The following is a 25,396-nucleotide window of genomic DNA, read 5'->3' on the forward strand; positions in this document are numbered from 1 at the left end:
ATTACTTACGCAACTTCTGGCAGTTCCCTAATTTCATAGGCGTGCGTGATCGTGCGATCAAGTACTGGATCATGCAACGCCATTTTGAAACGACGTGCCGGACGAACGCCGCCCTTTGCACCAAGTGTACCGCACAGCATGACAGACGCCTTACCGTTGGCAGCATTTCCAATCAACTGTGATCCCTCTATCAGATCACTTAACGGACGGATCGAAGCAATCGTTCCTTCCTGATAAGGTACCCAGCCTTCGCCATCATGGTCCTGAATCCAGGATCGCATTTCAATCTGCTCGATATGATCTTTGACCTCATCGAAGCGCCAAATTTCAGATGCAACAGGCTTCTCGCAAATCTGCTTGGACAGTGCGACTGAGTGAGTTTCAAGCTCTCGATCCGTATGATCAGATGCAAGACCAAGGTAAAGCTCGCCATCACAAGCAATCAGGAACGGTTCGACTTCGCCCGACGTTCCTTTTCCCACAACCTCGATACAGGATTGCTGGGTTACCATTCCTGATGCGGTCCGATAATAAAGCGGCACGCTTGACGGCGATTTGACACCAATCGCGGCAAGCTCGTCGATATGGTGCTGGATCGCTGCGGCATCCCTGCCGGTCCATCCCGCAACAGTGCAATGGTCGATATCAAAGGTGATTTCGGTCCCTGCCAGGGTAAAGTTCATCTGCATTTCTGGTTCCGATCTTTTTGGAATGATGTGTTGGACACTTGGTCTCAGACATAGAGGGGGCGCTTGGACCAGATGACACTGGTCCATTCGCCAATTGTGTTAAGGGAGGTTTTCTTACCTAATTGCACCTCAGAGATAATCAGGCAGGAAAAGTGCGATTTCCGGCAAGAAGATCAGACCGACGATCATCGCCAACATCACAAGAACATAGGGAACAGCGCCCAGCATGACCTCGGATAGCTGACCCGACTTTCTTGCACCTTGCACGACATATAGGTTCAATCCGACAGGCGGCGTGATCAAAGCCATTTCGATCAAGACGATCAAAAGAATTCCAAACCAGACCTTGTCAAAACCCATAGCAGTCATGATCGGCACAATGATCGGAATGGTCGCAACCATGAGGGACAAGGTTTCAATAAAGAAACCCAGCACAATGTAGAGCAAAATAACAACAAGCAATGTCCCCATCGGACTAAGATTAAGTCCGACAAGAAGCTCCTTGAGCTCCCGGCCCATGCCCGCTGCGGTCAGCGTAAAGTTCAGGAAATATGCCCCGATGATCACCAGCATGATCATCGCCGTGATACGAACCGTCCCAAGAAGGCACATTTTGATCATCTCGTTCGACACGCCTTTGTTAAAGGCGGCGATAATCATGGCGATGGCAACACCGACTGCCGCAGATTCCGTTGGCGTTGCCCATCCGGCATAGATTGAACCAATCACAACAAAGAACAGCAGGAAGATTGGCAGCAGATGCCTTAAGCCGCCAAACCGATCTGCCCAGCTAAACGAACGGCTTTGCCCACCAAGTCCCGGCTTCACTTTGCAAAGGGCAGCGGTCACAAGCATGAAGGCAACAGCCATCACCAACCCCGGCACCAGCCCGGCAAGGAACAAACGCGGGATCGATGTTTCAGTCAGAAACCCATAAACGATCAAATTAATGGATGGCGGGATCATGATCCCGAGCGTACCACCAGCCGCGATGGCACCCGAAAACAGCTTCGGATCATACCCCAGCTTGTCCGCTTGCGGCATTGCAACAGTCGCGACCGTTGCGGCGGTCGCAACAGACGAACCCGAAGTTGCCGAAAACATTGTCGCCGTTCCGATATTGGCATGGACCAGCCCACCGGGCAGCCATGAGAACCACTTATCAAGTGCTTCATAGGTCTTGGCAGCAATACCACCGCGTACAAGGACCTCACCAAGCAGGACGAAAAATGGTATCGCAATCAGGGTCGAGGAATTTGAAGATGACCAGACCACCTGCCCCAAGCCGCGTAACAGCGGAAAGGGTGTAAAAAACTGATCAACACCAATACCGAGAAGGAAAAGCACAATCCCCACCGGAATGGAAAAGGCCAGAAGCCCCAACAGCGAAACGGTAACTGCTGTAATCATGATTCAAGCTCCAGCTCGGATCGCGCACCAACCAATGAGTCTGCTTTTTCAAGATCGCGGCGCGTCAGCAAAACCAGGGTCAGGATCACCAACGCACAGGAACACAATGCAAACCACAACCAACCTGAAAACCAGACCAGCTGAGGTATCCAAAGCGGTGTTTCAAGCGGTGTATTCGCCGTCGATCCCCGTTCAATGGTTTTTGAAAGGACAGGCCAGCACTGGATGGCAACAATCGTTGCCACCGCAGCAAGAGTGACAATTGCCAACAAATCAAGGAATGCCTTTCCGCGTTCCTGCAAGCGGAGCCGAATAAGGTCAATTCTGACATGCGCCAGTTCTGTCAGCGCATATGAAAGCCCCCAACTGGCAACCCCCGCCATGACGTAGCCAGAGATTTCCTCGGCGCCGCCCAAAGAAATTCCGATTTCACGCAACAGAATTTCCGCGATAATCAGGATCACGCTGCCCATCAGAACAAGTCCGACGGACAACGCGATAATACGATTGGCGCGGCGGATGGCCGCGATCAAGTTTTCGGTCACTGTTCGGGCCTCCGCCAAGCACTGTCAATCAGTTGAGGGGTACGGTAACACCGACAGTCTTGCCAACGCTATCGTTCCAGCGTGCAACCCAGTCATTACCCGCACGTTCGGCCCACTCTGGCAGAACGGTGGAGGTCAGGATTTCCTTGGCTTCTGCAAGATCGCTGTCTGAAACCTCAACAAGGGTCATGCTGGCCGGATCACCAGCCGGGCACGTGCCGTTACCTGTCAGGCAAGCAACATCATTGCTCAATGCATCAGCTGCAGACGCCCATGCCGGGGCTTCGAACTTGGTTTTGACTTCATCCATGATGAAGGTTTGCATGTCGGAAGACAGGCTGGTCCATTTATCCATGTTCATGGCCGTGACGACAGGGTCCCAACCACCAAGCGGAATGGTCATCAGGTGATCGGAAACTTCCCACCAGCCTGCGCTATAGCCCGAACCAGCACCAGTCACAGCACAGTCAATCACGCCACGTTCCAAGGCACCCGGAACTTCGGAGAAAGCGACATTCACGCCAACCGCGCCAAGTGCTTCAAGGAATTTTGTTGTCATACGACCCGATCCACGGACTTTCTTGTCCTTCAGATCGGCAAGGGAGTTAACTTCGCCAGCACAGAAAACAACCTGCGGCGGGTACGGAGCAACAGCAAGAACCTTGGCATTAAAGCGCTCTGCAAAGATGTCATCAACCATAGGACGGGCTGCTTCGACCATCGCCTTGGCTTCGGCTGCGCTATTTGCCACGAGCGGCACATCAAGGCCTTCAAGTTCCGGGGCATCACCAACGGCATAATCGCCAACAGTCATCGCGACGTCGAAAACGCCATCATTTACCAAACGAAACACGTCGCCGACACCGATACCCATCTGGTCGTGCGTCGTCATCTGAACAGTGATCTCGCCATTTGAATCTGCCGGCAGAGTTTCGGTCCAGAACGGGCTTTCATACTGCTTGTAAAGCGGCAGGCTGCTCCAACTGCCGACGACGGAAAGTTCTTCGGCGAATGCCGGTGTGGCAGTAAGTCCAGCACCAAGTGCGGATACTGCCAAAAGGGAAGAAACCATCTTTTTCATGAGTTCAAAGTCCTCTCTGATATGTCGTTTATAGTTGCTTCGTTTCAGGCTTGGTCTATAGGGAGAATTCTGCGGCCTCAGCCAGTACATCTGTCACCAACATCAGACCGGGTTCGTGGGTAATGGCAAAATCCGGCATCACATTGCGGATTGCCATTTGTGGCGTGACTCCGCACGCCCAGAAAACCGGAATGTCCCCTTCTTCAATGACAGGTTCATTGCCGAAGTCCGGTTTCATGATATCCGCGATACCGATCTGAGCCGGATCACCGATATGCACCGGTGCACCATGGGCCAGTCTGTATCTGTCGGAAAAAAGGATCGCTCGAATGGCGTCGCCGGGCGCAAAGGATCGCATTGAAACGACCAAAGGACCGTGGAAACTTCCGGCTTTTGCCGTTTCAATGTTCGTTACATACATTGGCACATTGCGGCGCGCATCCATGTGGCGCAATCGAACGCCACCACGTGTGATCGCTGCCTCGAACGAGAACGAACAACCCAAGACAAACGTAACGAGATCATCACGCCAGATATCGGTCAGATCGGTAACGCTGGTGTACTCGTCGCTGCCGCGAAAGACGCGATAACCCGGCAAATCTGTACGGATGTCAATATCTTCGCCCAATTCCGGAATATGGGGGGATCCCGGTTCCGACATGCCTATCAACGGACATGATTTTGGGTTCTTCGCACAAAACTGCAAAAACTCATCCGCATAATCTACCGGCAAAATCGCCAGATTTCCCTGCAGATAGCCTGATGAGTAACCAGTCGTTGGTCCCGTATGTTCGCCACGTCGAATAGCTGTGCGCAACGCCAAAGGCGTCATCGCTGATGCAGTCTCGTACGCGGTGTCATCGGAACGGGTGGCGCTTTTTGACGCGTTCATTTTTCAGTCCCATTCGCTGCCTCTTTTCAAAGATTGAAAAATGGAACTGATCTTGTCAAGTAATCATTTTACTTATTTATTGATCGTTTTTATCGATCAATTTGATCAAAGAGCTTCGCTGCCTCGTGAATTGCCCCACCGATTTCACTGTTACGCTCAGGGAAATAAGCGATCACAAAATGTAACGCTGTCAGGGATGCTTCCCGACACACGGGAATCGACTTAATATGTTCATCCAGAATGGAATTTTTGACCATCAAGGTTGGTAAAACACCAATTCCAAACCCGCCCGCCACGAGATACTTTACCGTCGAAAGAGACGCTGAACCGTTCAATGCAGGTTGTGAAATATCAGGGGCAGAAAAGATGCTTTCGATTTCACGAAATGGGGGTGTTCCTTTTGGAAATGTCACGATGGCATGACTGGCCAGTTCGTTCAGTGACAGCGGACTCTTGTCCAGCTCCATACTCTCGGCACAATACCATCCAAGCTCAACCGGCTTCAATGGCGCTGCTACCGCACTTTGTGGAACGGATTCGCGCAACATTATCGCGACATCTACCTCGTCGTCATCAAGCGCCTTTCCAAGCTGACCGGAGGTATCTACTGAAAGCTCAAAACGCACTTTTGGGAAGTCGTCTTTCAGCTTGTTGAGCATGTCTGCAAGCAATGTGTGAACAATGGTTTCTGCAACACCGATCCTGATTGTACCACTCAGCTCGCCCGGATGCGTAAGCTCCTGCCAGATGCGGTCACGCGCGCGCGACAAACGCTGGGCTTCTTCTATGAACCTCAATCCTGCAGCGGTCAGACGAACCTGCCTGTTTGAGCGATCAAACAGCTTCATGCCAAGCTTCTTCTCCAGACCTGAAACACGCGCTGAAATCGCTGACTGAGACAGATTGTATTTTTGCGCTGCAGCCCTAAAACCGCCAGCCTTGATGATATCTTGCAGAATCTCGATATCCTTGAACTCAAACACGTCAGCCATCCCCTTCTGTAGTAATTTGTGATCACATTACCTGCTATCTGATCAGCCTGCACGATCAATTGATCGCCGTAATGATCAAATCAGATCGGGCTAACGTAGATCAGCTGTAAGCTCGCTTTAGACGAGCCCCCATTTCTCACCCGCCGATCACCGAGCCGTGACTTGCCCAAATCGGCTTTTGCACGGACATTAGGATCAGGATCAACGGAGGACGCCATGCTGATACGCCGCAAGAAGGGATGGGAAATCCCTGAAAAAGACGCCACACCGGAATCAATCTATAAAAACCGCCGCCAGTTCCTTAAGGGGATCGCGGCCGGTTCAATCGGCGCAACGGCATCAAGCCTCCCGCTTGGCAGCGCACTGGCGCAAGGGTCCGGCGCCACCGCCGATCTCTATCCGGTTGATCGCAACCCGGCCTATACAGTCGAACGCGAAATGACCGAAAAATCCAAGGCGCTGACCTATAACAACTTCTATGAATTCGGATCGCACAAGTCGATCTCGCAAGCAGCCCAAGCCATGCGCATCCGCCCCTGGACCGTGGTGATCGACGGGCTGGTTGAAAAACCGATCGAGATTGATTTCGAAGATCTGGTCCGCAAGATGCCACTTGAAGAGCGCGTCTATCGCTTCCGCTGCGTTGAAGCCTGGGCGATGACCGTGCCCTGGTCCGGTTTCCCGATGAAGGCGCTGGTTGATTTCGCAAAGCCCCTGTCGGGTGCCAAATATGTCGAAATGGAAACCGCCAGCCAAAAGGACACCATGCCGGGCCTGCGTCAGTTCTGGTATCCCTGGCCCTATATCGAAGGCCTTTCGATGGCAGAGGCCACCAACGAACTGACCATGATCGCGACGGGCATTTACGGCGAAGAACTGCCCAAGCAGAACGGCGCCCCCTTGCGTCTGGTTACGCCCTGGAAGTATGGCTTTAAAAACATCAAATCCATCGCCCGCTTTACCTTCACCGACAAGCGCCCGAAAAGCTTCTGGGAAGATATCAATGCTGACGAATATGGCTTCTGGGCCAACGTAAACCCCGAAGTTCCTCATCCGCGCTGGACGCAGGCCTATGAACGCCTGCTCAATAACGGCGAAAGCGTCCCCACCCGGATCTATAACGGTTACGGCGAATATGTCGCTGACATCTATAAGGGCATGGAGAACGAGCGGCTGTTTATGTAACCCGCAGCCCCGCCCGCCCAAACACAAAAGCCGGTGTCCTCAAACACCGGCTTTTTGCATGGCGGCCCCACATGACGCCCGCATGGGATTACGAATCCGTTTGGGCATAGCGGCCATAAATCTCTTCAAACGTGCCATCATGGCGCATCTCGATCAGATGCTGCTCAAGGATGGTAAAACTGCCATCAAGGAAAAAGTCGGATTGGCGCGATAACGCAATGAAGGATGGCTGGCCCTGTATCAACAGATCGGATTTCTTGATCCGGAACGGTCCGAATTCCCGGATATAGGCTGCAGCCAGAAGTTCCGGCGAGATCAAGGCATCAATCCGGTGCAGATCCAGCATCTTGAACAGCGTTTCGTAATCGGCCGCCTCGACAAAGCGGATATCGCGCGCGTCATTTAGCTTCCAGCCATAATTGGCCCCGCGCACAACCCCGACCAACTTGTGCCGAAGGTCCTTGACCTCAATCACATTGGCATCGACGTCGCCGGTATAGATCACCTTTGGCTCATTGGGCAGCGCCGCCCCAAAATAATACATGTATTTCACACGATCATCGGTGCGATTGGGACCGAGCATCAGGTCTGCTTCGCCGGTTTCCATCAGGAAAAGCGCACGTTTGAACGGAACCACGTCAAACACAAGATCAATGCCCGCGCGCCTAGCCGCTTCACGGATCACATCAACATAAATGCCGGTATAGACCGGCTCATCGGATGTTTCGGTGACAATGCGATAAGGCGGGGCATCATTGATCGCAACAACCAATGTCCGCGCAGCAACGTCATTGCCAAACCATCCTGCCCCAAGCAGGAACGCCATGGTGACCAGGCACCAGGCTGTCAGACGCCGCATCAAGTTTTCTCCATCGCGATCACACCGCACTTTGTAGTACTTCTGTTATATGTGATCGCGATGAATATTCTCAACAGCGAATACAACCGGAATTTGCAAAATATCCGGCCACTTATGCCCCCTTGCGGCGACGCCCCTTGTATTTCGGTTTATTCGCCGATTTCGATCCGGGTCCGGCAGTCCCAATCGTGCGCGCCATCGGTCCGGCCTCGGCCAGACCAAGCTCCTGATCCTCAAGCCGCTTGATCTCGTCACGCAGACGTGCCGCTTCCTCGAACTCAAGGTTCCCGGCCGCGTCCCGCATGCGTTTTTCCAGATCCTCGATATGCGCACGCAGGTTATGACCGACCATCGTATCACCCGAAACGCCGGTATCAACGGTGACGTAATCCTGCTCGGCAACACTTTCGAGAACATCATTGATCCGCGACCGCACGGTTTCGGGCGTGATGCCATGTTCCTCGTTATAGGCCATCTGCTTTTCACGCCGGCGGTTGGTCTCGCCAATCGCGTATTCGAGGCTGTCGGTCATCTTGTCGGCATAAAGCAGCACGCGACCATCAACGTTACGCGCAGCCCTGCCAATCGTCTGAACCAGTGATGTTTTCGAACGCAGGAAGCCTTCCTTGTCCGCATCCAAAATCGCCACCAGCGCACATTCCGGGATATCAAGCCCTTCTCGCAGAAGGTTAATCCCCACCAGCACGTCAAACACGCCAAGGCGCAAATCACGGATGATCTCGATCCGCTCCAGCGTATCAATATCGGAATGCAGATAACGCACTCGAATGCCATGCTCATGCAGGTATTCGGTCAGGTCTTCCGCCATGCGCTTGGTCAATGTCGTGACCAGAACACGCTGACCCTTGGCCGCACATTTCTTGGCCTCGCCCAGCAAATCATCCACCTGGGTTTCGACAGGGCGCACGATACAGACCGGGTCAATCAGGCCCGTCGGGCGAATGACCTGCTCGGCAAACACACCCCCGGTGCGCTCCATTTCCCAGTTGCCCGGTGTTGCGGAAACAAACACGCTTTGCGGGCGCATTGCTTCCCATTCCTCGAACTTCAGCGGCCGGTTATCAACGCAACTCGGCAGACGGAAGCCATGCTCGGCCAATGTCGCTTTGCGATTATAGTCCCCTCGGAACATGCCACCGATCTGCGGCACGGCCACGTGGCTTTCATCAACAAACAAAAGCGCGTTTTCCGGCAGATACTCAAACAGGGTCGGTGGCGGCTCCCCCGGATTACGGCCCGAAAGCCAGCGGGAATAGTTTTCAATCCCCTTGCAGTGCCCGACCGTTTCCATCATTTCCAGATCAAAGGTCGTGCGCTGCTCGATCCGTTCAGCCGCCAGCAACTTGCCTTCGGCCTGGAACTGCGCCAGTCGATCTTTAAGCTCCTGCTTGATGCCGGCCATGGCCTGCACCAGTGTCGGGCGCGGGGTGACGTGGTGCGAATTGGCATAAACGGTGACCGAGTCCATCGTTGCAAACTTGTGCCCGGTCAGCGGGTCGAACTCTGCCAGTTCCTCGATCTCGTCACCAAACATCGACACACGCCAGGCGCGGTCTTCGGCGTGGGCCGGGAAAATCTCAAGCACATCGCCGCGCACCCGGAATGTACCGCGCGAAAAGGCCGCGTCATTACGCGTGTACTGCAATTCCACCAGACGCTTCATGATGTCGTTGCGATCAACCTCGTCGCCCACCGAAATGCGCTGGGTCATCTCAAGATAGGTTTCCACCGCCCCGATACCGTAAATGCACGACACCGATGCCACGATGATACAGTCATTGCGCTCCAAAATCGCACGCGTGGCGGCGTGGCGCATCCGGTCGATCTGTTCGTTGATCGAACTGTCTTTCTCGATATAGGTGTCCGAACGCGGGATATAGGCTTCCGGCTGGTAATAGTCGTAATAGGAAACGAAATACTCGACCGCATTGTCCGGGAAGAAATGCTTCATTTCGGCATAAAGCTGGGCGGCCAAAGTCTTGTTCGGCGCAAGAACCAGCGCCGGTCGCTGGGTATTGGCAATGATATTGGCCATGGTGAACGTCTTGCCCGACCCCGTCACACCCAGCAGAACCTGATCACGCTCATCATCATTGATGCCAGCCATCAGCTCGGCAATCGCCTGCGGCTGGTCGCCAGCAGGCTCATATTCCGTCACCAGTTTGAATTCCCGTGATCCTTCAACAGGCGGGCGACGTTTGGTCAGAAATTCCGGCAGCGCATTCATCGGGCAGGTCCCTTTTTATTCCAACCCTAGTTATAGGTCAGATACACCCAATCGCAAGCCCTGCCCCTGACAGTTCCTGTCAGTAAATGTCAGGAGACGTCAGTACGGAAATTCCGGAACAACCGATGTTTTAACGCGTTTGCAGATCAGTTCTTTCCGCTCGGACTTCGTAAAGGGCACAAAATTGGATAAAATCATCCCAAAGAACCCGCAAAAGCCGCTAAACAGCCTTGAATTGGAATAAAGGCAGGCGTAGGGTCCGAACCGAAAGAACGAGATTCTTTTCACTCTCATAAATTCCAGGGAAACAGACCAATGGCGTTCATTGCCGACCGTTTGAGCCGTATCAAACCCTCCCCCACCATTGCTGTCACCACCAAGGCTGCCGAGCTTAAGGCTGCTGGCGTTGATGTGATCGGGCTTGGCGCAGGTGAGCCGGATTTCGATACCCCCGACAACATCAAAGAAGCCGCCAAGGCTGCGCTCGATGCTGGCAAGACCAAATACACTCCGGTCGCCGGTACTCCTGAGCTGCGCAAGGCGATTGTCGAAAAGTTCAAGCGTGAAAACGATCTGGAATACACCATCGACGAAATCACCGTCGGTTGCGGTGGCAAGCAGACCCTGTTCAACGCGTTCTTCGCGACCCTGAACCCGGGCGACGAAGTCGTCATCCCGGCACCGTACTGGGTATCCTATCCGGACATGGCGCTGATGGCCGAAGGCACCCCGGTCATTGTCGAATGCCAGGAAGAAAACGACTTCAAAATCACCGCTGCCGAACTTGAAGCCGCAATCACGCCGAAAACCAAATGGGTTGTTCTGAACTCACCGTCGAACCCGACCGGTGCGGCTTACTCGCGCGAAGAACTGCGTGCGATTGCTGACGTTCTTCTGAAACACGAAAACGTCTATGTCATGTCTGACGACATGTATGAGCACCTCGTCTATGACGGGTTCGAGTTCACCACCATCGCCCAGGTCGAGCCGAAGCTCAAAGAGCGTACGCTCACCTGTAACGGTGTGTCGAAATCCTATGCCATGACCGGCTGGCGCCTTGGTTATGCCGCAGGTCCGAAAGACCTGATCAAGGCGATCAACAAGGTACAGTCGCAGTCAAGCACGCATACCTCCTCAATCAGCCAGGCTGCTTCAATCGAAGCACTCAACGGCCCGCAGGACTTCCTGGCCGAGCGCGCTGAAGTCTTCAAAAAGCGTCGTGACCTTGTCGTCGCAGCACTCAACGAATGCGAAGGCCTGTCCTGCAAGACGCCTGAAGGTGCGTTCTATGTCTATCCGTCCTGCGCGGGCGCGATTGGCAAAACCACCCCGGATGGCAAGAAAATCGAAACCGATACCGACTTCGTCACCTACCTGCTCGAAGCAGAAGGCGTTGCTGCGGTTCAGGGTTCGGCATTCGGTCTGGCTCCGTATTTCCGCATTTCCTATGCGACTTCGGACGATGCCCTGATCGAAGCTTGCAAACGCATCAAACGGGCTTGCGCAGCCCTGAAATAAGGTCTGCATTCCCGAACTTCGGGATTAAAACGCATCAAACAGGGTCCGGCACTTGCCGGGCCCTGTTTTTTTGTCCATGATTGAAATTAAATAATTACGCACCGAAATACCGATAAATAATCCGGTCAAAGCCCGAACAAAGATTGCCCCTGATATGAAGCCTGAAAATTTCTATGCCACCGTCAATGGCATCAGCCTGTCCTGCCAGCGGATCATTCCCGAAGGTGTCCGCGCCGATGCGCCGACCATCCTGATGCTGCACGAGGCACTTGGCACCATCCGCATGTGGCGCGATTTTCCTGAAAAGCTGGCGAATGCAACTGGCCATCCGGTGATTGTCTATGAACGGCGCGGCCACGGCAGGTCCGATCCGCATGCCGAGGGCGACATTCCGCGGGCGATTGATTTCCACAACACCGAAAGTGATGTCTATCTGCATGGTCTGATCAACGAGCTTGGCCTGACCAAACCGATCCTGTTTGGCCACAGCGACGGGGCGACCATCGCGCTCAAATATGCTGCGCGCTTCCCGGATAATGTAACAGCCGTCATTTCCGAAGCCGCCCACGTCTTTGTCGAGGATGTCACCGTTTCTGGCATTACCGAGGCGGCAAAAATCTATGCCGACACCGACTGGAAAACCAAACTGCAACGTCATCACTTCGCCCAGACCGATGATGTCTTCCGCGCCTGGGTCGATACCTGGCGGCAGCCGGACTTCCTGAACTGGAATATGGTCGATGAACTCGCCAACATCACCTGCCCGCTTCTGGTTATTCAGGGCGATGATGATCAGTTTGGCAGTGATGAGCAGGTCCACACCATCTGTGCCAATACCGGCGGCCCTGCTACCAAGATGCTGATCGAGGATTGCGGCCATATCCCGCATTTTGATCAACCCGATCAGGTGATCACGGCAACGCTCAAACATCTCGGCATCACCGAACCCGCAGCTGCCTGATCACATCTACGCAAAACAAAAGCCCCGGCACCGTCAGGTAACCGGGGCTTTCTTTTGGGCAATTGCCCGAATTTTGTGACGCGGCTTAGTCAGCCAGTGCGTCTTCAGCGTCAATCACGACGGCAACCGCATGAATGACCGATGCGATGCGGATGGCGTTCTGGATGGTTTCCTTTTTAACGCCAGCGTTTTTCAGCACCTTGTCATGGCTATCGATGCACATGCCGCAACCATTGATCGCCGAAACAGCAATCGAAAACAGTTCGAAATCGGCCTTGTCGATGCCCGGCTTGCCGATGATGTTCATGCGCAGGCGTGCCGGCATGGTGCTGTATTCTTCATCCGATACCAAGTGGTTGAACCGGTAATAGATGTTGTTCATGCCCATGATGGCCGCCGCACCCTTGGCAGCTTCAATAGCTTCCGGGGTCAGTTTTTCTTTTGCTTCGGCGGCAACAGCCTTGGTCAGTTTGGCGTTGCGCGATGCAAATGCACAGGCAAGTGCGGTACCGTAAACCTGCTGGTCGGTCATGCCCGGATTGTTGGCCATGCTCGAAAGGTTCAGCTTAAGGTCCTTGGCATAGGCCGGCATGGAGTCCTTGATTTCAACGATCGACGTCATGGGGAAAATCCTCTGAAACTGTCTGAAGCGATAAACGCGTAATTCAAAAACGAATTGAAAATCAGCCGTGTCGGTGTCGCACCCGGTGGGCGCGGACAATGCAAAAGGCAGCAATATTCACAGGCTGGGAAAGCGGGACCGGGCAACTGCCCGATCCCAAAGTCACATCCGGACCGGACTTAGAGGGTTTCGTCACCCTGGTTCCAGTTGCACGGGCAAAGTTCGTCGGTCTGCAGGGCGTCGAGAATACGAAGCGCTTCCTGCGGGTTACGACCAACGTTCAGGTCGTTGACCTGTACGTGGCGGATGATGTTGTCCGGGTCGACGATGAAGGTCGCACGAAGGGCAACACCGGCGTCTTTGGCCAGAACACCAAGGGCGGTCGAGAGTTCTTTTTTCTCGTCAGCCAGCCATACGAACGGGCTGTCACCCAGGTCTTCGTGGTGGGTACGCCATGCAGCGTGCACGAAGTCGGTGTCGGTCGAGCAACCCAGAAGAACCGCGTCACGGTCTTCGAAGTCACCGTTCAGTTCGCCGTAACCAACGATCTCGGTCGGGCAAACAAAGGTGAAGTCTTTCGGCCAGAAGAACAGGATCTTCCATTTGCCTTCATAGGACTTGTCGGTAACCGGAGCGAAGCTGTCCGGGCCTTTGCCCGAAACGCCGGTCAGATTGAATTCAGGAAGCGTATCACCAACGGTAAGCATTATGGTTTCTCCTAACCCAGTTTTAAAAACACAGAACGGCCCCCGACAGGCCGTAGAAACTTTTGTGAGCAGGTGCAAAAAATGCACTGCTTGCTAGCGATTTGTAGAGAAATGCATTACCTAAGACAAATAGATAAAACTTCGAGTTTTGATAGGAAAAATTTATGGCTGCCCAACCCAGCATCAAGCAGCTCAAATACCTAGTTGCCTTGTCCGAAACCGGACATTTTGGCCGCGCAGCAGAGGCTTGCTTCATTACGCAGCCAAGTTTGTCGGCTGCGATCAGCGAGCTTGAGAACCTTTTGGGTGCGCAGCTGGTCGAACGCAACAAGCGTCAGGTCCTGATGACCCCGCTGGGTGAAGAGGTCGTTTCGCGGGCGCGAAATATCCTGCAAGAAGTCGATGAATTGACCACCATGGCGCAGGCCGCCGCCGACCCGCTTTCAGGCCCGATCCATATCGGCGTCATACCGACCATCGGCCCCTATCTTTTGCCGGATGTCATGGCGTCGCTTAAATCCGGCTTCCCGAAGCTTCAGCCGCTTCTGCGCGAAGACCAGACAGCCAAGCTGATCGAACTTCTGATGGCCGGCAAGCTCGACCTTGCCCTGATTGCCCTGCCGATTGATGAAAACTGGCTCGAAGAGTTTGAGCTGTTTGAAGACCGCTTTGTCTTTGCCTGCGCGCCGAACAATCCGCTGACGCATAAAAAGCATCTCGAGATTGGCGACATCAAGGATGAAAAGCTTTTGCTGCTCGAAGACGGGCACTGCCTGCGCGATCAGGCGCTTGAAGTCTGCCAGAAAGCAGGCTGGAGCAAGTCAGCCGATTTCCAGGCCAATAGTCTTTCTACCCTGGTTCAGATGGTCGGTGCGGGCATCGGTGCCACACTGTTGCCTGAAATGTCGCTAGAAGTCGAAGCACGTCGGCCGGATTTGCTCAAGATCATCCCGTTTGAGAATCCGGTTCCGATCCGGCGCATCGGCATGGTCTGGCGGCGCAGCTCGGCACGTAAACGCGAATATCGCCAACTGGCGGCCTATTTGCGCGATCGCCTTGCCCCGCGCGACGAGGCCGTGGTTGCCTGATCGGGGGCCGTTGGCCCGCCGTAGGAATTAGGGCGACGTTTAAGACACAGACAACGGGCATAGCCAATGCTGCCGATCAAGGACAACAACCCGACCACGATCACGCCATGGGTCACCTACGCGATCATTGCGATCAATGTCGTGGTGTTTCTGGGCACCGTCACCCTTGATCCGCGCGCCGCTGTTCTGATGAACCTGCAATATGGTGCGATCCCGGCCGTGCTGTTTGGTCATGCCGAACTGCCACCGGGCTTTTCACCCTTCCCGGATGGCTTCGGCTTCCTGTCGATCTTTTCGGCCATGTTCATGCATGGCGGCTGGATGCATCTCGGCGGCAATATGCTGTACCTCTGGATCTTCGGGAATAATGTCGAAGACTCGATGGGGCATTTCCGCTTTCTGATCTTCTACCTCGCCTGCGGAGTTGTAGCCGCCCTTGGCCATGGCCTGCTTGATACCCAGTCAGAAATTCCGATGATTGGTGCATCCGGCGCGCTGGCCGGTGTGCTGGGCGCCTATTTCCTGCTTTATCCCAAGGCGCGCGTGCTGGTGTGGTTCTTCTGGGTGTTTATCTTCTATGTCCCGGCCGTGGTCGTTCTTGGCTTCTGGTTTGTCAGCCAGGTGATCAATTTCGGCAGTGGTGCCGGCGGCGGCATTGCATGGGTTGCCCATATCGCGGGCTTCCTGGCCGGCCTTGCCCTGATCCCGCTATTCAAGCATCGAAATGTGCCGCTTTGGCATGACGGATCACCCGCCCCGGCCTTTGGCATCTATCGCCCCGGTCGCAAGACGCGCGGTGCGACGTCAAACATCCCGCCCTGGGCCGCGGCCTATGAGGCGGAGCGCGCCGCCAAGCATGCCAATATGCGCCGTGATCAACGGGGTCCCTGGGGCAAAGAGGGTAAGGACGGCGAAGAACGCGACACATCCCCCTGGGGTCGCTATCAGCCAGATGCTTCGCCAAAACCGAAGCCAAAACCAAAATCCAAGCCTTCGGTTGGCGTTCCGAAAGTTGTTCGCTTGCATCCGGACCGCGACAAGGATGATACTTAGGCCAAAGTAAAAAGATCGTCCTTGGAGGAGTTCCGAAAATGCGCGCCGCCTACTTCACCGAATATCAAGGCCCCATCGAGGTCCAGAAACTCCCCGACCCGACCCCGGAAAACGGTGGCGTGGTCATCAAGGTTGGCGCGACCGGCCTGTGTCGAAGTGACTGGCATGGCTGGATGGGCCACGATTCCGATGTGCAACTGCCGCACGTTCCCGGCCATGAATTTGCCGGCACTGTCGTTGCCGTCGGCAAGGACATCAAACGCTGGCAGGAAGGCGACCGCGTAACCGTGCCCTTCGTATCGGGCTGCGGCCATTGCCCGGAATGTCATAGCGGCAATCATCAGGTCTGTGATCAGCAATTCCAGCCGGGCTTTACCCATTGGGGCAGCTTTGCCGAATATGTCGCGATTGATTACGCCGACACCAATCTGGTCCGCCTGCCCGATGAAATGGATTTCGCCACGGCCGCAAGCCTCGGCTGTCGCTTTGCCACAAGCTTCCGCGGCGTGATTGATCAGGGCAAGGTATCAGCCGGTCAAATCATTGCCGTCCATGGCGCGGGTGGTGTTGGCCTGTCCGCCATCATGATTTCCGCCGCTGCCGGTGCCTATGTCATCGCGGTTGATATTGATGACGCCAAGCTTGAGTACGCCAAGGAACTCGGTGCCAACGCGGTGCTCAATGCCGCCACCATTGATGACATCCCGGCGGCCATCAAGGACATCACACGGGGTGGCGCGCATGTGTCAGTTGATGCCTTGGGCAGCGCTGTGACCTGCTTTAACTCGGTCGCGTGCCTGCGGAAACGCGGCAAACACATCCAAATCGGCCTCATGACCGGTGATCATGCCCATGCAAGGGTGCCGATGGACCGCGTGGTCGCCCATGAACTTGAAATCCTTGGCAGCCACGGCATGCAGGCGTTTCGCTATGACGCGATGCTCGACATGATCCAGTCGGGCAAACTGGCACCGCAAAAGCTGATCGGTGATCGTGTGACACTGGCCGAAGGTGCCACGGCACTGATGAGCATGGACAGCTTTGCTGCCACCGGCGTTACCGTGATTGATCGGTTCTGATCCATGCTGGCAGGTATTGCATTTCACCCCAAAGACCCGATTGACGATCTTCTCGCCGCGATTGCCGAGGGAATGCTGGCCAACGGCAAATCGGTTGCCGGTTACGTGCAAAAGCGCCGCAAGGATGCCGATTGCGGGACGCTGGTTCATGTCCGGAACTTGCGCAGCGGCGATGAAATGCCGATCACCAAGAATCGCGGCAAAATGGCCAAGGGCTGCAAGCTTGATGGCGATGCGCTTTCGACCCTGGCATCCCAGCTGTCGCGTGATGTCGAAGCCGGAAGCGATGTGCTGATCATCGCACGCTTTGGCCGGAGCGAGGCCGAAGGCCGTGGCCTGCGTGATGTGATTTCACGCGCGATGGATCTGGAAATCCCGGTACTGGTCGGGGTGCGCGATGAATATCGCGATGCGTGGGATGAATTCCATGGCGGCTATGCCAACGCGCTCGCCTTTGACGAAACCGCTATCGAAGACTGGCTCGCACAAGCACCGGCAAACATGGTCTCGGCTTAGGGGAAACGAAGCAATTAGCGCTTAGCTGCTTTGTCCGACATCGCTTGGCATGCGGTTCTTGACCAGAACCTTCTCGGCGAAGCGTTCGAACCACGCGCCAAATGCCGCATCATATTTCGCCCGTCCCGCGCGCTGGGTATCGGGGCATTGGCCGTTCGGGCGATCGGTCTTGTCACCGGCATTGGAAAGCCAGCGCTCATGGCTTTCATCATCGACTTCCGGATGGAACTGAAGACCCCAGATACGTTCGTCAACGTGATAGGCCTGATGGGGGAATGTCGGGCCGGTCGCAACCAGCTCCGCCCCGTCGGGAATGCCAAATCCTTCGCTGTGCCAGTGATAGACCATCATTTCATCGGGAAACAGATGCTCTCCGGCCGGGGTCGGCTGCACCGGGTAATAGCCGATTTCGGTCATGCCTTCGGGATGGGGTTCGACTTGCGCACCAAGGCATCTCGCCATCATCTGCGCGCCCAGGCAAATGCCCAGATACATCGCATCACTCGACACCACATTGGGCAACCAGTTCATGATCGCGCTGACATTATCAAGATGATCATCATTGGCACTCATCGGCCCGCCAAACACGACAACCAGATGATATTTGCAAAGATCGGTCGGCAGTTCGTCGCCTTCACCAGGACGGCGAATATCGAACTCGAACCCGTAGCGGCGCATGACTGTTCCCAACCGTCCCGGCTGTCCGGTGGCGGAGTTGAAAACAAGCAAAATGCGGTTTTTCGGGCTCAGGTCGTTCATGCGTTCCTCTTTGCTGCAATAGCGAAGGTAGACTGCGTTTCACCTTTTTGACAAGCCCTGCGTCGGGAAAACGACACACCCAAAAGCCAAAGGCCACCGCGCATTGCACGGTGGCCTTTAGAATCATTACGAAAAAGCCGGGGCTTAGACGTTGAATTTGAAGTGGAAGATATCGCCATCCTTGACGATGTAGGTCTTGCCTTCCTGACGCAGCTTGCCGGCATCGCGTGCACCCGATTCACCATTGAATTCGATGAAATCGTCATAGGCAATGGTTTCGGCCTTAATAAAGCCGCGCTCGAAATCGGTGTGAATGACACCGGCTGCATTTGGCGCAGTCGCACCGGTAAAGACGGTCCATGCACGCGCTTCTTTCGGACCCACCGTAAAGAAGGTGAGCAGGTTCAGAAGCTTGTAGCCTTCGCGAATGATGCGGGCGAGGCCGGTTTCCGAAAGACCAAGACCTTCAAGGAATTCCTGCTTGTCTTCGGCACTTTCAAGCAGGGCCACTTCGGCCTCAATCGCTGCTGAAATCACCACCGAACGCGCACCCTGTGCTTCGGCCATGGCGGCAACCTTGGCGGAAAGTTCGTTGCCTTCAGCCGCGCTGTCTTCATCAACGTTGCAGACATAAAGGATCGGCTTGCTGGTCAGAAGCTGCAGCATACGAAACGCCTTGGCTTCGTCTTCGCCATCAATCTCGACAACACGGGCTGGCTTGCCTTCGCGCAGCACTTCAAGTGCGCGCTCGATCATGTCCATGGTCAGCTTGGCGTCCTTGTCATTCGAACGCGCCTTTTTCTGCAGACCCGGAATACGCTTTTCAAGGCTTTCCATGTCCGCAAGCATCAGCTCGGTCTCGATGGTTTCCGCATCACGGACCGGATCGACCGAGTTATCGACATGGGTGATGTCGTCATCTTCAAAGCAACGCAGCACATGAACGATGGCATCGGTTTCACGGATGTTGGCAAGGAACTGGTTACCCAGGCCTTCACCTTTGGACGCGCCACGAACCAGACCGGCAATATCCACAAATTCCAGCTGGGTCGGAATGATGTTGGCCGAACCTGCAATGGCAGCGATTTTATCAAGGCGCTCATCAGGAACACTGACACGACCGGTATTGGGCTCAATCGTACAGAACGGGAAGTTTGCTGCCTCGGCCGCTGCCGTCTGGGTCAGGGCGTTAAAAAGGGTCGATTTACCGACGTTGGGCAGACCGACAATACCGCATTTGAATCCCATCTTTCCGGGCTCCGTAACTTGAATTTCTGTTTATCAGGATCGGTTTGCGTGCGCGCAAACCAGACTATTTCTTTTTGCCAAATGCCTTGGCAAGGGCCTCGGCCATGGCCGAGGCTGCATTGCTGACCGGGGTATCGGCGCGCTCAAGCCGCACCTTTGCCGCCCCTGAAAGATCATCGATCCCCTCACCCGCCTGTGGCTGGTTATCGGCATCAATGGTCTTGTCACCTTTGGCTTTGTCCGCCGCCGGCTTGTCCTTTTTCGGCGCTTTTGGCTTGGGCGGTGAAACAATGGCCGAGACCTTGCTCATGAAGCCGCCGTCATCGCCCTTGATCAGGCGCCCGAATTCGGCTGCCACCGCATCCAGAAGCGTCATCAGCCAGCCATCCTGTTCGGCCTTGGAAAAATCTCCAAGCACATGGCCATGCACGCGGGATTTATCCCCGGGATGGCCAATACCCAAACGAATGCGGCGATATTCCTTGCCACAATGGGCATCAATGGACTTCAGACCGTTATGGCCGCCATGGCCGCCGCCGCGTTTGACGCGCAGCTTGCCCGGTGGCAGGTCCAGCTCATCATGCAGGACAATAACGTCTTCGACCGGAATCTTGTAAAAGCGCAGCACTTCGCCAACGCTTTGCCCCGACAGGTTCATGAAGGTTTCCGGTTTAAGAACCAGAACTTTCTGACCGTTCAATTCACCTTCGGAAATCTGGCCCTGAAACTTCTTGCGCCAGGGACCAAAAGAATAGCGGCGGACGAGTTCGTCCGCCGCCATGAAGCCAATGTTGTGACGATTGGCGGCATATCCCGATCCCGGGTTTCCCAATCCAACCACCAGTAACATCGTAAGACCTCGATCTTATTCTTCGGTCGATTCTGCTTCTGCTTCGCCTTCTTCGTCAGAAGATTCAGACTCTTCCGAACGCAGAGCAGACGGCGCAGCAACGGTCGCAACCGTGAAGTCACGGTCGGTGATGGTAAGCTCAACACCTTTCGGCAGTTTGATTGCCGAAATGTGGATCGAGTCACCAACTTCAACACCGGAAAGGTCGAAGACCAGCTCTTCCGGAATTGCGTTCGGTGCGCAGAGAACTTCAACGTCGTGACGAACGATGTTAAGCACGCCACCTTTTTTGAGGCCCGGGGATTTCTCTTCGTTTTCGAAGCGAACCGGAACTTCAACGTTGATGGTCTGGCCTTTGGAGAAGCGCAGAAGATCGACATGCATGATTTCGTCAGAAACCTTGTCGAACTGAACGTCGCGCGGCAGAACTTCGTATTTCTCTTTGCCAACCTGAACGGTCAGAACGTGGGAATAGAAGCCCGGCGCATGCAGAAGTTTCCAAAGCGGACGCGGGTCAACCTGGAACAGAACAGGATCCTGTTTTGCACCATAGATAACACCAGGGACCATACCGGCACGACGCACGGCACGGGCGGCCCCCTTTCCGGCCCGTTCACGGATTTCCGCATTGATAACAGTATTTGCCATCGGAAAATCTCCTTGAACTAAAAGTAATTTGCCCCCGCAGGTTGGTGAGATTCACCGCTGAAAGCCTGCGAAAACAAGTGCGGTGGCCTCCAGGGGTGCCACCGCAGCGAGGGCCTTATACCCTCAATCGAAAAGAACGGAAACAGATTTTTCTTCCGAAATGCGGCGGATGGCTTCAGCCATCAGCGGGGCAATCGGAAGCTGTCTGATTTTTCCGCAATCGCGTACCGCATCCGATGCCTTGATCGAATCACTGGTAACGACTTCGGTCATCGGCGAATTGGCAATACGCTCAACCGCCGGACCAGACAGAACACCATGCGAAACATAAGCCGCAACCGACGATGCACCACGATCTTTCAGCGCACCGGCCGCATTGCAAAGCGTCCCTGCGGAATCAACGATGTCGTCAACCAGGATGCAAGCTGCGTCCTTGACGTCACCAATGACGTTCATGACTTCGGAAACACCGGCCTGCGGACGACGTTTGTCGATGATCGCCAGTTCAGCGTCCAGACGTTTTGCAACGGAACGCGCACGCGCCACACCACCAACGTCCGGGCTTACGATAACCAGTTTCTGGCCTTCAAACTTGTTGCGGATGTCGCTGGTTAGAACCGGCGATGCAAACAGGTTATCAAGCGGAATATCGAAGAAGCCCTGAATCTGACCGGCATGAAGGTCCATGGTCAGAACGCGGTCTGCACCGGCAACCGTGATCAGGTTGGCAACCAGTTTCGCCGAAATCGGGGTACGAGGACCCGATTTACGGTCCTGACGGGCATAGCCGAAATACGGCATGACGGCCGTGATACGACGTGCCGAACCGCGGCGCAGCGCATCAAGCATCACCAGCAGTTCCATCAGGTTGTCGTTTGCAGGATAAGAGGTGCTCTGAATCACAAAAACGTCCTCACCGCGGACGTTTTCCTGAATTTCGCACCAGATTTCCTCATCAGAGAAACGCTTAACATCTGCACGGGTAAGCGGCAGATTAAGATGGTCAGCAATTGCCTCAGCCAACGGGCGGTTACTGTTACCAGCGAGGATCTTCATAGCGGGGCCTCGGTTAATGGGTGCCGGGAAAGCGAATAACTAAATCTTTTTGCGACTCCGACCCGAACAGATAGCCGCCTTCAGCCCTGTTTGCCCTTGTCGCCCAACAGCCCGGAAACTGGGAATTTCCGCAGCAATCAACGACACCTTCACGACACTCAAAGACCAAAACGCGGCAATTCTGCATGTCCGCAGATCGCGGCGGCTTTATAACCAGCCGTTAACAGTCTGTAAATGGGGCCAATGCCGAATAACGACAAGGCTGTCATGCACACCCTGCCCATCGGCCATTTCACGCTAGCGGTTTAACGCACCGATGCCGTTTTATTATCATCGCGCAGTTGAAGCTTCTTGCTGTTTGCGATCTGGCCCAGAACCCCTTCAAGGGTTTCGACCGCCGCCTGTGCTGCAAGGGATGCCACCGTGCCCCACCGCTCATCAAGCTGACCACGCGGCACGACATTGTTCTGGTTCATCTGCCCCAGTTCCGTGCCATCAACTTCCATGATGATCCATTCGATCGACACCCGATCAAGCGGGGTCGTGGTTTTTTCTTCAACCGGGCTGACATTAATGGTCGCAGACAGGATGACACTGTTTTCATTCATCTCGCGGTTATCAACCGTGATGCCGCGTGCCTGCAACAATGCCCCGGCGGACCGCGCAAGGGCTGTGTTGCCATCCCCCGGCGCACCGGCAAAATCAATGAGCGCCACCTTCATCACCGGGGCTGCCCGAAGCGACGACCGGTCGCCGGTAATCATAAAGGCAATCTCGTCTGCTGGCTGGGCGACCAACCCTTCATATGTTTTCGCCAACGGGTCATCCGCCTTGCCTCCAAGCTCGCGGACTTTCTCGACCAGTTCTTGCGGGATGGCGAGGTTGTTTTCCTCAGGCCCCGTCGGCTGATCGGCAAACCATTGATCGGCCGCCAACTCGCCAGTTGATCGGGTGGTATCAATCGCAAGCCCGTCCGGGCGCATCAGAACCCAGGTGATATCAAGTGCCGCCCCATTATCGGTCAGGCTGGCCTGCACATTCGGGCGCAGGATGTAATCACCGCCGGTATCGGTTTCGCTATAGGCCGGAATATCACGCAGGCGAAGGGCACGTGCCATCGCGCGCGCCAGATGGACGGATGCCCCGTCCGGCAAATCTTCGGTCGCCTCGACCCGAACGGTTCCGGTATCGCGCAGCTCAAGCAAACCCGGATCGCCGGCACGACCGGCCCCTTCGAACGGGCGCGGCAAATCACCACAGGCCGCAAGCAAACCGGCCATGGCAAACATCAAAACAACAGAACGCAGGAAAGACTTCATCAGGGATATTTTCGTGCTCACATCATCACACAACCGACCATGGTCGCGACGATCATAAAGAAGAACAGCATGATCAAATGCGGCATGACGTTACGCCTCTGTCAACATGATCGCCGAAAGCTGCCGGCCGTAATCGGGCTCCTTGCGCAGCGTCGTTCGACGGTAACTGTAAAAAAGCTGTTCTTCGGCCAGCGTATCACGCGCCACCAGCTCGACCGAAGCCACCCCGGTGGCAATCGTCCGGCGCCGCACATATTCCGGCAGATCAAACATGAAATGCCCATCGCGGACCGACCGGTCAAAAAGGTCGTCTTCGCCTTCAGGCCCGGCAAGGATGGTGTCACGAAATGTGCCGTCGACCTCATAGGATTTACGCGCAATACATGGCCCAACAGCGGCGTGAATGTTTTCGCGCCTGGCACCAAGCTTTTCCATCGCATCAACCGTGCTGGACGAAATGCCACCGTGCGATCCGCGCCAGCCGGAATGACATGCGCCAATCACGCCCGCAACCGGGTCATGAAACAGAACCGGCGTGCAATCAGCGGTCAGAATACCCAGCATGATGTTTGGCCGGTCTGTCACCATTGCATCGGCCTTGGGGGCCTCATCACGCGAAAGCGGCTTATCAAGGACGGCAACATCAATGCCATGCACCTGATAAACCGTGGTCAGGCGATCGGCACTGGTGTCAAACGCCGATGCGGCGCGTGCGCGGTTCTCGGCAACGCGGTCCTTGTCATCGTCAGACCCGAACCCGACATTAAGCCCGCCATGAATGCCGTCACTGACCCCACCCTTGCGGCTTAAGAACCCATGGCGCAACCCATCCGTCTCCGACAGGTTGCCTGCTTCAAACCAGGTCAGCCCGTTGGTGCTGCGTTCGATCCCGCTGCTGATCGGATGTGTCATGCTGGCCTGCTCCGTTCCCAAGGCGTTCCGGTCGAGATGAATTTAGCCCGCCACGCCACTGACGCAAGGCGGCGGGGTGGTATCGCGACCATATCCGATCAGAACTTTAAAAAGCGTTCCCATCTGATCGGCATCGATCAACCGCGACAGGGCCTGATCAATCGCGGTTTGCTGATCGTCATCGGCACTGGTTTTCAAAAGCTCGGCCCGCTGCTCGATCCCAAGCATGCGCAAGAACGTCCCTTGGGTCAGAACCGCACCGGTGCGCGCACCTGCTTCATTCATCGCCCGCCCGATGGCGGCAAAATCAACATGCGCGGTCAAATCCGCATCGCCCGGATTGCTCAGAACCGGGTGGTATTCATGCCCCATAAGCGCCTGGAACGTATCGCCAAACGCACTGCCGGGATGGCCATAATCAATAAACAGCGCCCCGCCACCCGTTTCATTCAAACGCCTTGCGATCTGATCGGCAATGGCGATGGCCGGCGCACAGCTTTCAAAGATATCGCCCTTCTTCGCGGCCCCACGCATGGTGGCCGGGATCAGCGCATCGGTGATCGGTGTTTCCGCGCCACGGACAAAGCCAAGCTCGCCGGTTTTGGCATCCACCCCCCCCAGCCGTTCGGCCCAACCTTTTTCGCCACGTTCGAACTGACGGATCGGCAGCGCATCGAAGAACTCGTTGCCAATAACGATTGCCGGGACATTGGCACGCGTGGGAATGTCATCAAACGTTTCATGCCAGGTCGCCGGAATGCCATAGGCCATGATCGCGGTTTGCTGATGGGTGCGCAAAACCGGGCTGGTTTCAACAAACCGCACGGTCAGGGCATCGCCAAAGCCCGGCACATTGCGCACAGCACGCAGCGCATCAGACATCAACGTTCCACGGCCCGGCCCCAGTTCAATCAGGTCGATCTTTGGCGGGCAGCCCATCTGCTGCCAGGTGACTGCGGCCCAAAGCCCGATCAGTTCGCCAAACATCTGGCTGACTTCCGGGGCAGTGATGAAATCACCCGCCCGACCAAACGGGTCCTGCTTGCGGTAATAGCCGTATTCCGGATGGGCCAGTGCCTCGGTCATGAAATCGGCAATGGTGATCGGCCCGGATACATTGATCCGGCGCTTGATATGGGCCAAAAGCGGGCTGTCGGTC

25 protein-coding genes are annotated in these 25,396 nt (G+C 55.3%); 7 read left to right on the forward strand and 18 right to left on the reverse strand.

Annotated elements, in window-relative coordinates; genetic code table 11:
* Window positions 1–5: 5 nt before the first annotated feature.
* The 6 genes from CMO10_RS08760 to CMO10_RS08785 form a co-directional block, all read right to left on the reverse strand.
* A complete protein-coding gene (locus CMO10_RS08760) occupies window positions 6–689 on the reverse strand; it encodes a DUF2848 domain-containing protein (protein ID WP_297020845.1) in 684 nt (227 codons plus the stop codon).
* Between the two features lie 129 nt (window positions 690–818).
* Window positions 819–2,099: a TRAP transporter large permease gene (locus tag CMO10_RS08765; protein WP_297020849.1), complete on the reverse strand. Its 1,281-nt coding sequence runs from the start codon at window positions 2,097–2,099 to the stop codon at window positions 819–821.
* Window positions 2,096–2,644 carry a TRAP transporter small permease subunit gene (locus tag CMO10_RS08770; RefSeq protein ID WP_297020852.1) on the reverse strand — a complete coding sequence of 183 codons (549 nt, stop codon included), beginning with the start codon at window positions 2,642–2,644 and terminating at the stop codon, window positions 2,096–2,098. Before CMO10_RS08770 ends, CMO10_RS08765 begins: the two co-directional genes overlap by 4 nt.
* Window positions 2,645–2,672: 28 nt before the next feature.
* The gene (locus CMO10_RS08775) at window positions 2,673–3,725 is read right to left on the reverse strand and encodes a TRAP transporter substrate-binding protein (RefSeq protein ID WP_297020854.1); all 1,053 of its coding nucleotides are present in this window, start codon (window positions 3,723–3,725) and stop codon (window positions 2,673–2,675) included.
* Between the two features lie 55 nt (window positions 3,726–3,780).
* A complete protein-coding gene (locus tag CMO10_RS08780) occupies window positions 3,781–4,617 on the reverse strand; it encodes a putative hydro-lyase (protein WP_297020856.1) in 837 nt (278 codons plus the stop codon).
* Window positions 4,618–4,706: 89 nt separating this feature from the next.
* Window positions 4,707–5,600 carry a LysR family transcriptional regulator gene (locus tag CMO10_RS08785; RefSeq protein ID WP_297020859.1) on the reverse strand — a complete coding sequence of 298 codons (894 nt, stop codon included), beginning with the start codon at window positions 5,598–5,600 and terminating at the stop codon, window positions 4,707–4,709.
* A 225-nt stretch (window positions 5,601–5,825) separates the two neighbouring features.
* On the opposite strand from CMO10_RS08785, the gene msrP reads away from it, so the two are divergent.
* Window positions 5,826–6,794: a protein-methionine-sulfoxide reductase catalytic subunit MsrP gene (gene msrP / locus CMO10_RS08790; protein WP_297020862.1), complete on the forward strand. Its 969-nt coding sequence runs from the start codon at window positions 5,826–5,828 to the stop codon at window positions 6,792–6,794.
* 88 nt (window positions 6,795–6,882) lie between these two features.
* Here msrP and CMO10_RS08795 read toward each other — a convergent pair whose 3' ends face one another.
* Both CMO10_RS08795 and uvrB read right to left on the reverse strand, forming a co-directional pair.
* The gene (locus CMO10_RS08795; RefSeq protein ID WP_297020865.1) at window positions 6,883–7,653 is read right to left on the reverse strand and encodes a substrate-binding periplasmic protein; all 771 of its coding nucleotides are present in this window, start codon (window positions 7,651–7,653) and stop codon (window positions 6,883–6,885) included.
* A 112-nt stretch (window positions 7,654–7,765) separates the two neighbouring features.
* On the reverse strand, window positions 7,766–9,901 hold the full coding sequence (uvrB, locus tag CMO10_RS08800) for an excinuclease ABC subunit UvrB (protein ID WP_297020868.1): 2,136 nt from the start codon (window positions 9,899–9,901) through the stop codon (window positions 7,766–7,768).
* Between the two features lie 315 nt (window positions 9,902–10,216).
* Between uvrB and CMO10_RS08805 the strand changes: the two genes are divergently transcribed.
* Together CMO10_RS08805 and CMO10_RS08810 are read left to right on the forward strand one after the other, a co-directional pair.
* Entirely contained in the window at window positions 10,217–11,419 is a 1,203-nt protein-coding gene (locus tag CMO10_RS08805; RefSeq protein ID WP_297020870.1) for an aspartate transaminase, read from the forward strand.
* A gap of 154 nt (window positions 11,420–11,573) precedes the next feature.
* Window positions 11,574–12,380, forward strand: a complete 807-nt coding sequence (locus CMO10_RS08810; RefSeq protein WP_297020872.1) for an alpha/beta fold hydrolase — start codon at window positions 11,574–11,576, stop codon at window positions 12,378–12,380.
* An 85-nt stretch (window positions 12,381–12,465) separates the two neighbouring features.
* Here CMO10_RS08810 and ahpD read toward each other — a convergent pair whose 3' ends face one another.
* Window positions 12,466–13,002 (reverse strand): alkylhydroperoxidase, AhpD family, encoded by a 537-nt coding sequence (ahpD, locus tag CMO10_RS08815; protein WP_064787361.1) that lies wholly within the window; start codon window positions 13,000–13,002, stop codon window positions 12,466–12,468.
* A 179-nt stretch (window positions 13,003–13,181) separates the two neighbouring features.
* Window positions 13,182–13,709 carry a peroxiredoxin gene (locus CMO10_RS08820; RefSeq protein ID WP_297020877.1) on the reverse strand — a complete coding sequence of 176 codons (528 nt, stop codon included), beginning with the start codon at window positions 13,707–13,709 and terminating at the stop codon, window positions 13,182–13,184.
* 164 nt (window positions 13,710–13,873) lie between these two features.
* On the opposite strand from CMO10_RS08820, the gene CMO10_RS08825 reads away from it, so the two are divergent.
* From CMO10_RS08825 to CMO10_RS08840, 4 genes are all read left to right on the forward strand, one after another.
* Window positions 13,874–14,797 (forward strand): LysR substrate-binding domain-containing protein, encoded by a 924-nt coding sequence (locus CMO10_RS08825; protein ID WP_044827841.1) that lies wholly within the window; start codon window positions 13,874–13,876, stop codon window positions 14,795–14,797.
* 66 nt (window positions 14,798–14,863) lie between these two features.
* Entirely contained in the window at window positions 14,864–15,850 is a 987-nt protein-coding gene (locus tag CMO10_RS08830) for a rhomboid family intramembrane serine protease (protein WP_297020883.1), read from the forward strand.
* Between the two features lie 38 nt (window positions 15,851–15,888).
* Window positions 15,889–16,929 (forward strand): zinc-dependent alcohol dehydrogenase family protein, encoded by a 1,041-nt coding sequence (locus CMO10_RS08835; RefSeq protein ID WP_297020886.1) that lies wholly within the window; start codon window positions 15,889–15,891, stop codon window positions 16,927–16,929.
* Window positions 16,930–16,932: 3 nt separating this feature from the next.
* Window positions 16,933–17,445, forward strand: coding sequence for a DUF2478 domain-containing protein (locus CMO10_RS08840; RefSeq protein ID WP_297020888.1), 513 nt, complete (start codon window positions 16,933–16,935; stop codon window positions 17,443–17,445).
* Between the two features lie 21 nt (window positions 17,446–17,466).
* Here CMO10_RS08840 and CMO10_RS08845 read toward each other — a convergent pair whose 3' ends face one another.
* From CMO10_RS08845 to CMO10_RS08880, 8 genes are all read right to left on the reverse strand, one after another.
* Complete coding sequence (locus CMO10_RS08845) at window positions 17,467–18,204, reverse strand: glutamine amidotransferase-related protein (RefSeq protein WP_297020891.1); 738 nt, start codon at window positions 18,202–18,204, stop codon at window positions 17,467–17,469.
* A gap of 144 nt (window positions 18,205–18,348) precedes the next feature.
* On the reverse strand, window positions 18,349–19,452 hold the full coding sequence (gene ychF, locus CMO10_RS08850; RefSeq protein ID WP_044827836.1) for a redox-regulated ATPase YchF: 1,104 nt from the start codon (window positions 19,450–19,452) through the stop codon (window positions 18,349–18,351).
* Between the two features lie 64 nt (window positions 19,453–19,516).
* The gene (gene pth / locus CMO10_RS08855) at window positions 19,517–20,302 is read right to left on the reverse strand and encodes an aminoacyl-tRNA hydrolase (RefSeq protein ID WP_297020895.1); all 786 of its coding nucleotides are present in this window, start codon (window positions 20,300–20,302) and stop codon (window positions 19,517–19,519) included.
* Between the two features lie 15 nt (window positions 20,303–20,317).
* A complete protein-coding gene (locus CMO10_RS08860) occupies window positions 20,318–20,950 on the reverse strand; it encodes a 50S ribosomal protein L25/general stress protein Ctc (protein WP_044827834.1) in 633 nt (210 codons plus the stop codon).
* Between the two features lie 123 nt (window positions 20,951–21,073).
* Complete coding sequence (locus CMO10_RS08865) at window positions 21,074–22,006, reverse strand: ribose-phosphate pyrophosphokinase (protein WP_044827833.1); 933 nt, start codon at window positions 22,004–22,006, stop codon at window positions 21,074–21,076.
* A 305-nt stretch (window positions 22,007–22,311) separates the two neighbouring features.
* Window positions 22,312–23,325: a hypothetical protein gene (locus CMO10_RS08870; protein ID WP_297020900.1), complete on the reverse strand. Its 1,014-nt coding sequence runs from the start codon at window positions 23,323–23,325 to the stop codon at window positions 22,312–22,314.
* A gap of 90 nt (window positions 23,326–23,415) precedes the next feature.
* Window positions 23,416–24,237 (reverse strand): peptidoglycan editing factor PgeF, encoded by an 822-nt coding sequence (pgeF, locus tag CMO10_RS08875; RefSeq protein WP_297020902.1) that lies wholly within the window; start codon window positions 24,235–24,237, stop codon window positions 23,416–23,418.
* 42 nt (window positions 24,238–24,279) lie between these two features.
* The coding region (locus CMO10_RS08880) for a class I SAM-dependent methyltransferase (RefSeq protein WP_297020905.1) at window positions 24,280–25,396 on the reverse strand (1,117 nt) is incomplete at its 5' end.

It is taken from the genome of Thalassospira sp. (assembly GCF_002709775.1).
In the GTDB taxonomy this organism is placed as follows: domain Bacteria; phylum Pseudomonadota; class Alphaproteobacteria; order Rhodospirillales; family Thalassospiraceae; genus Thalassospira.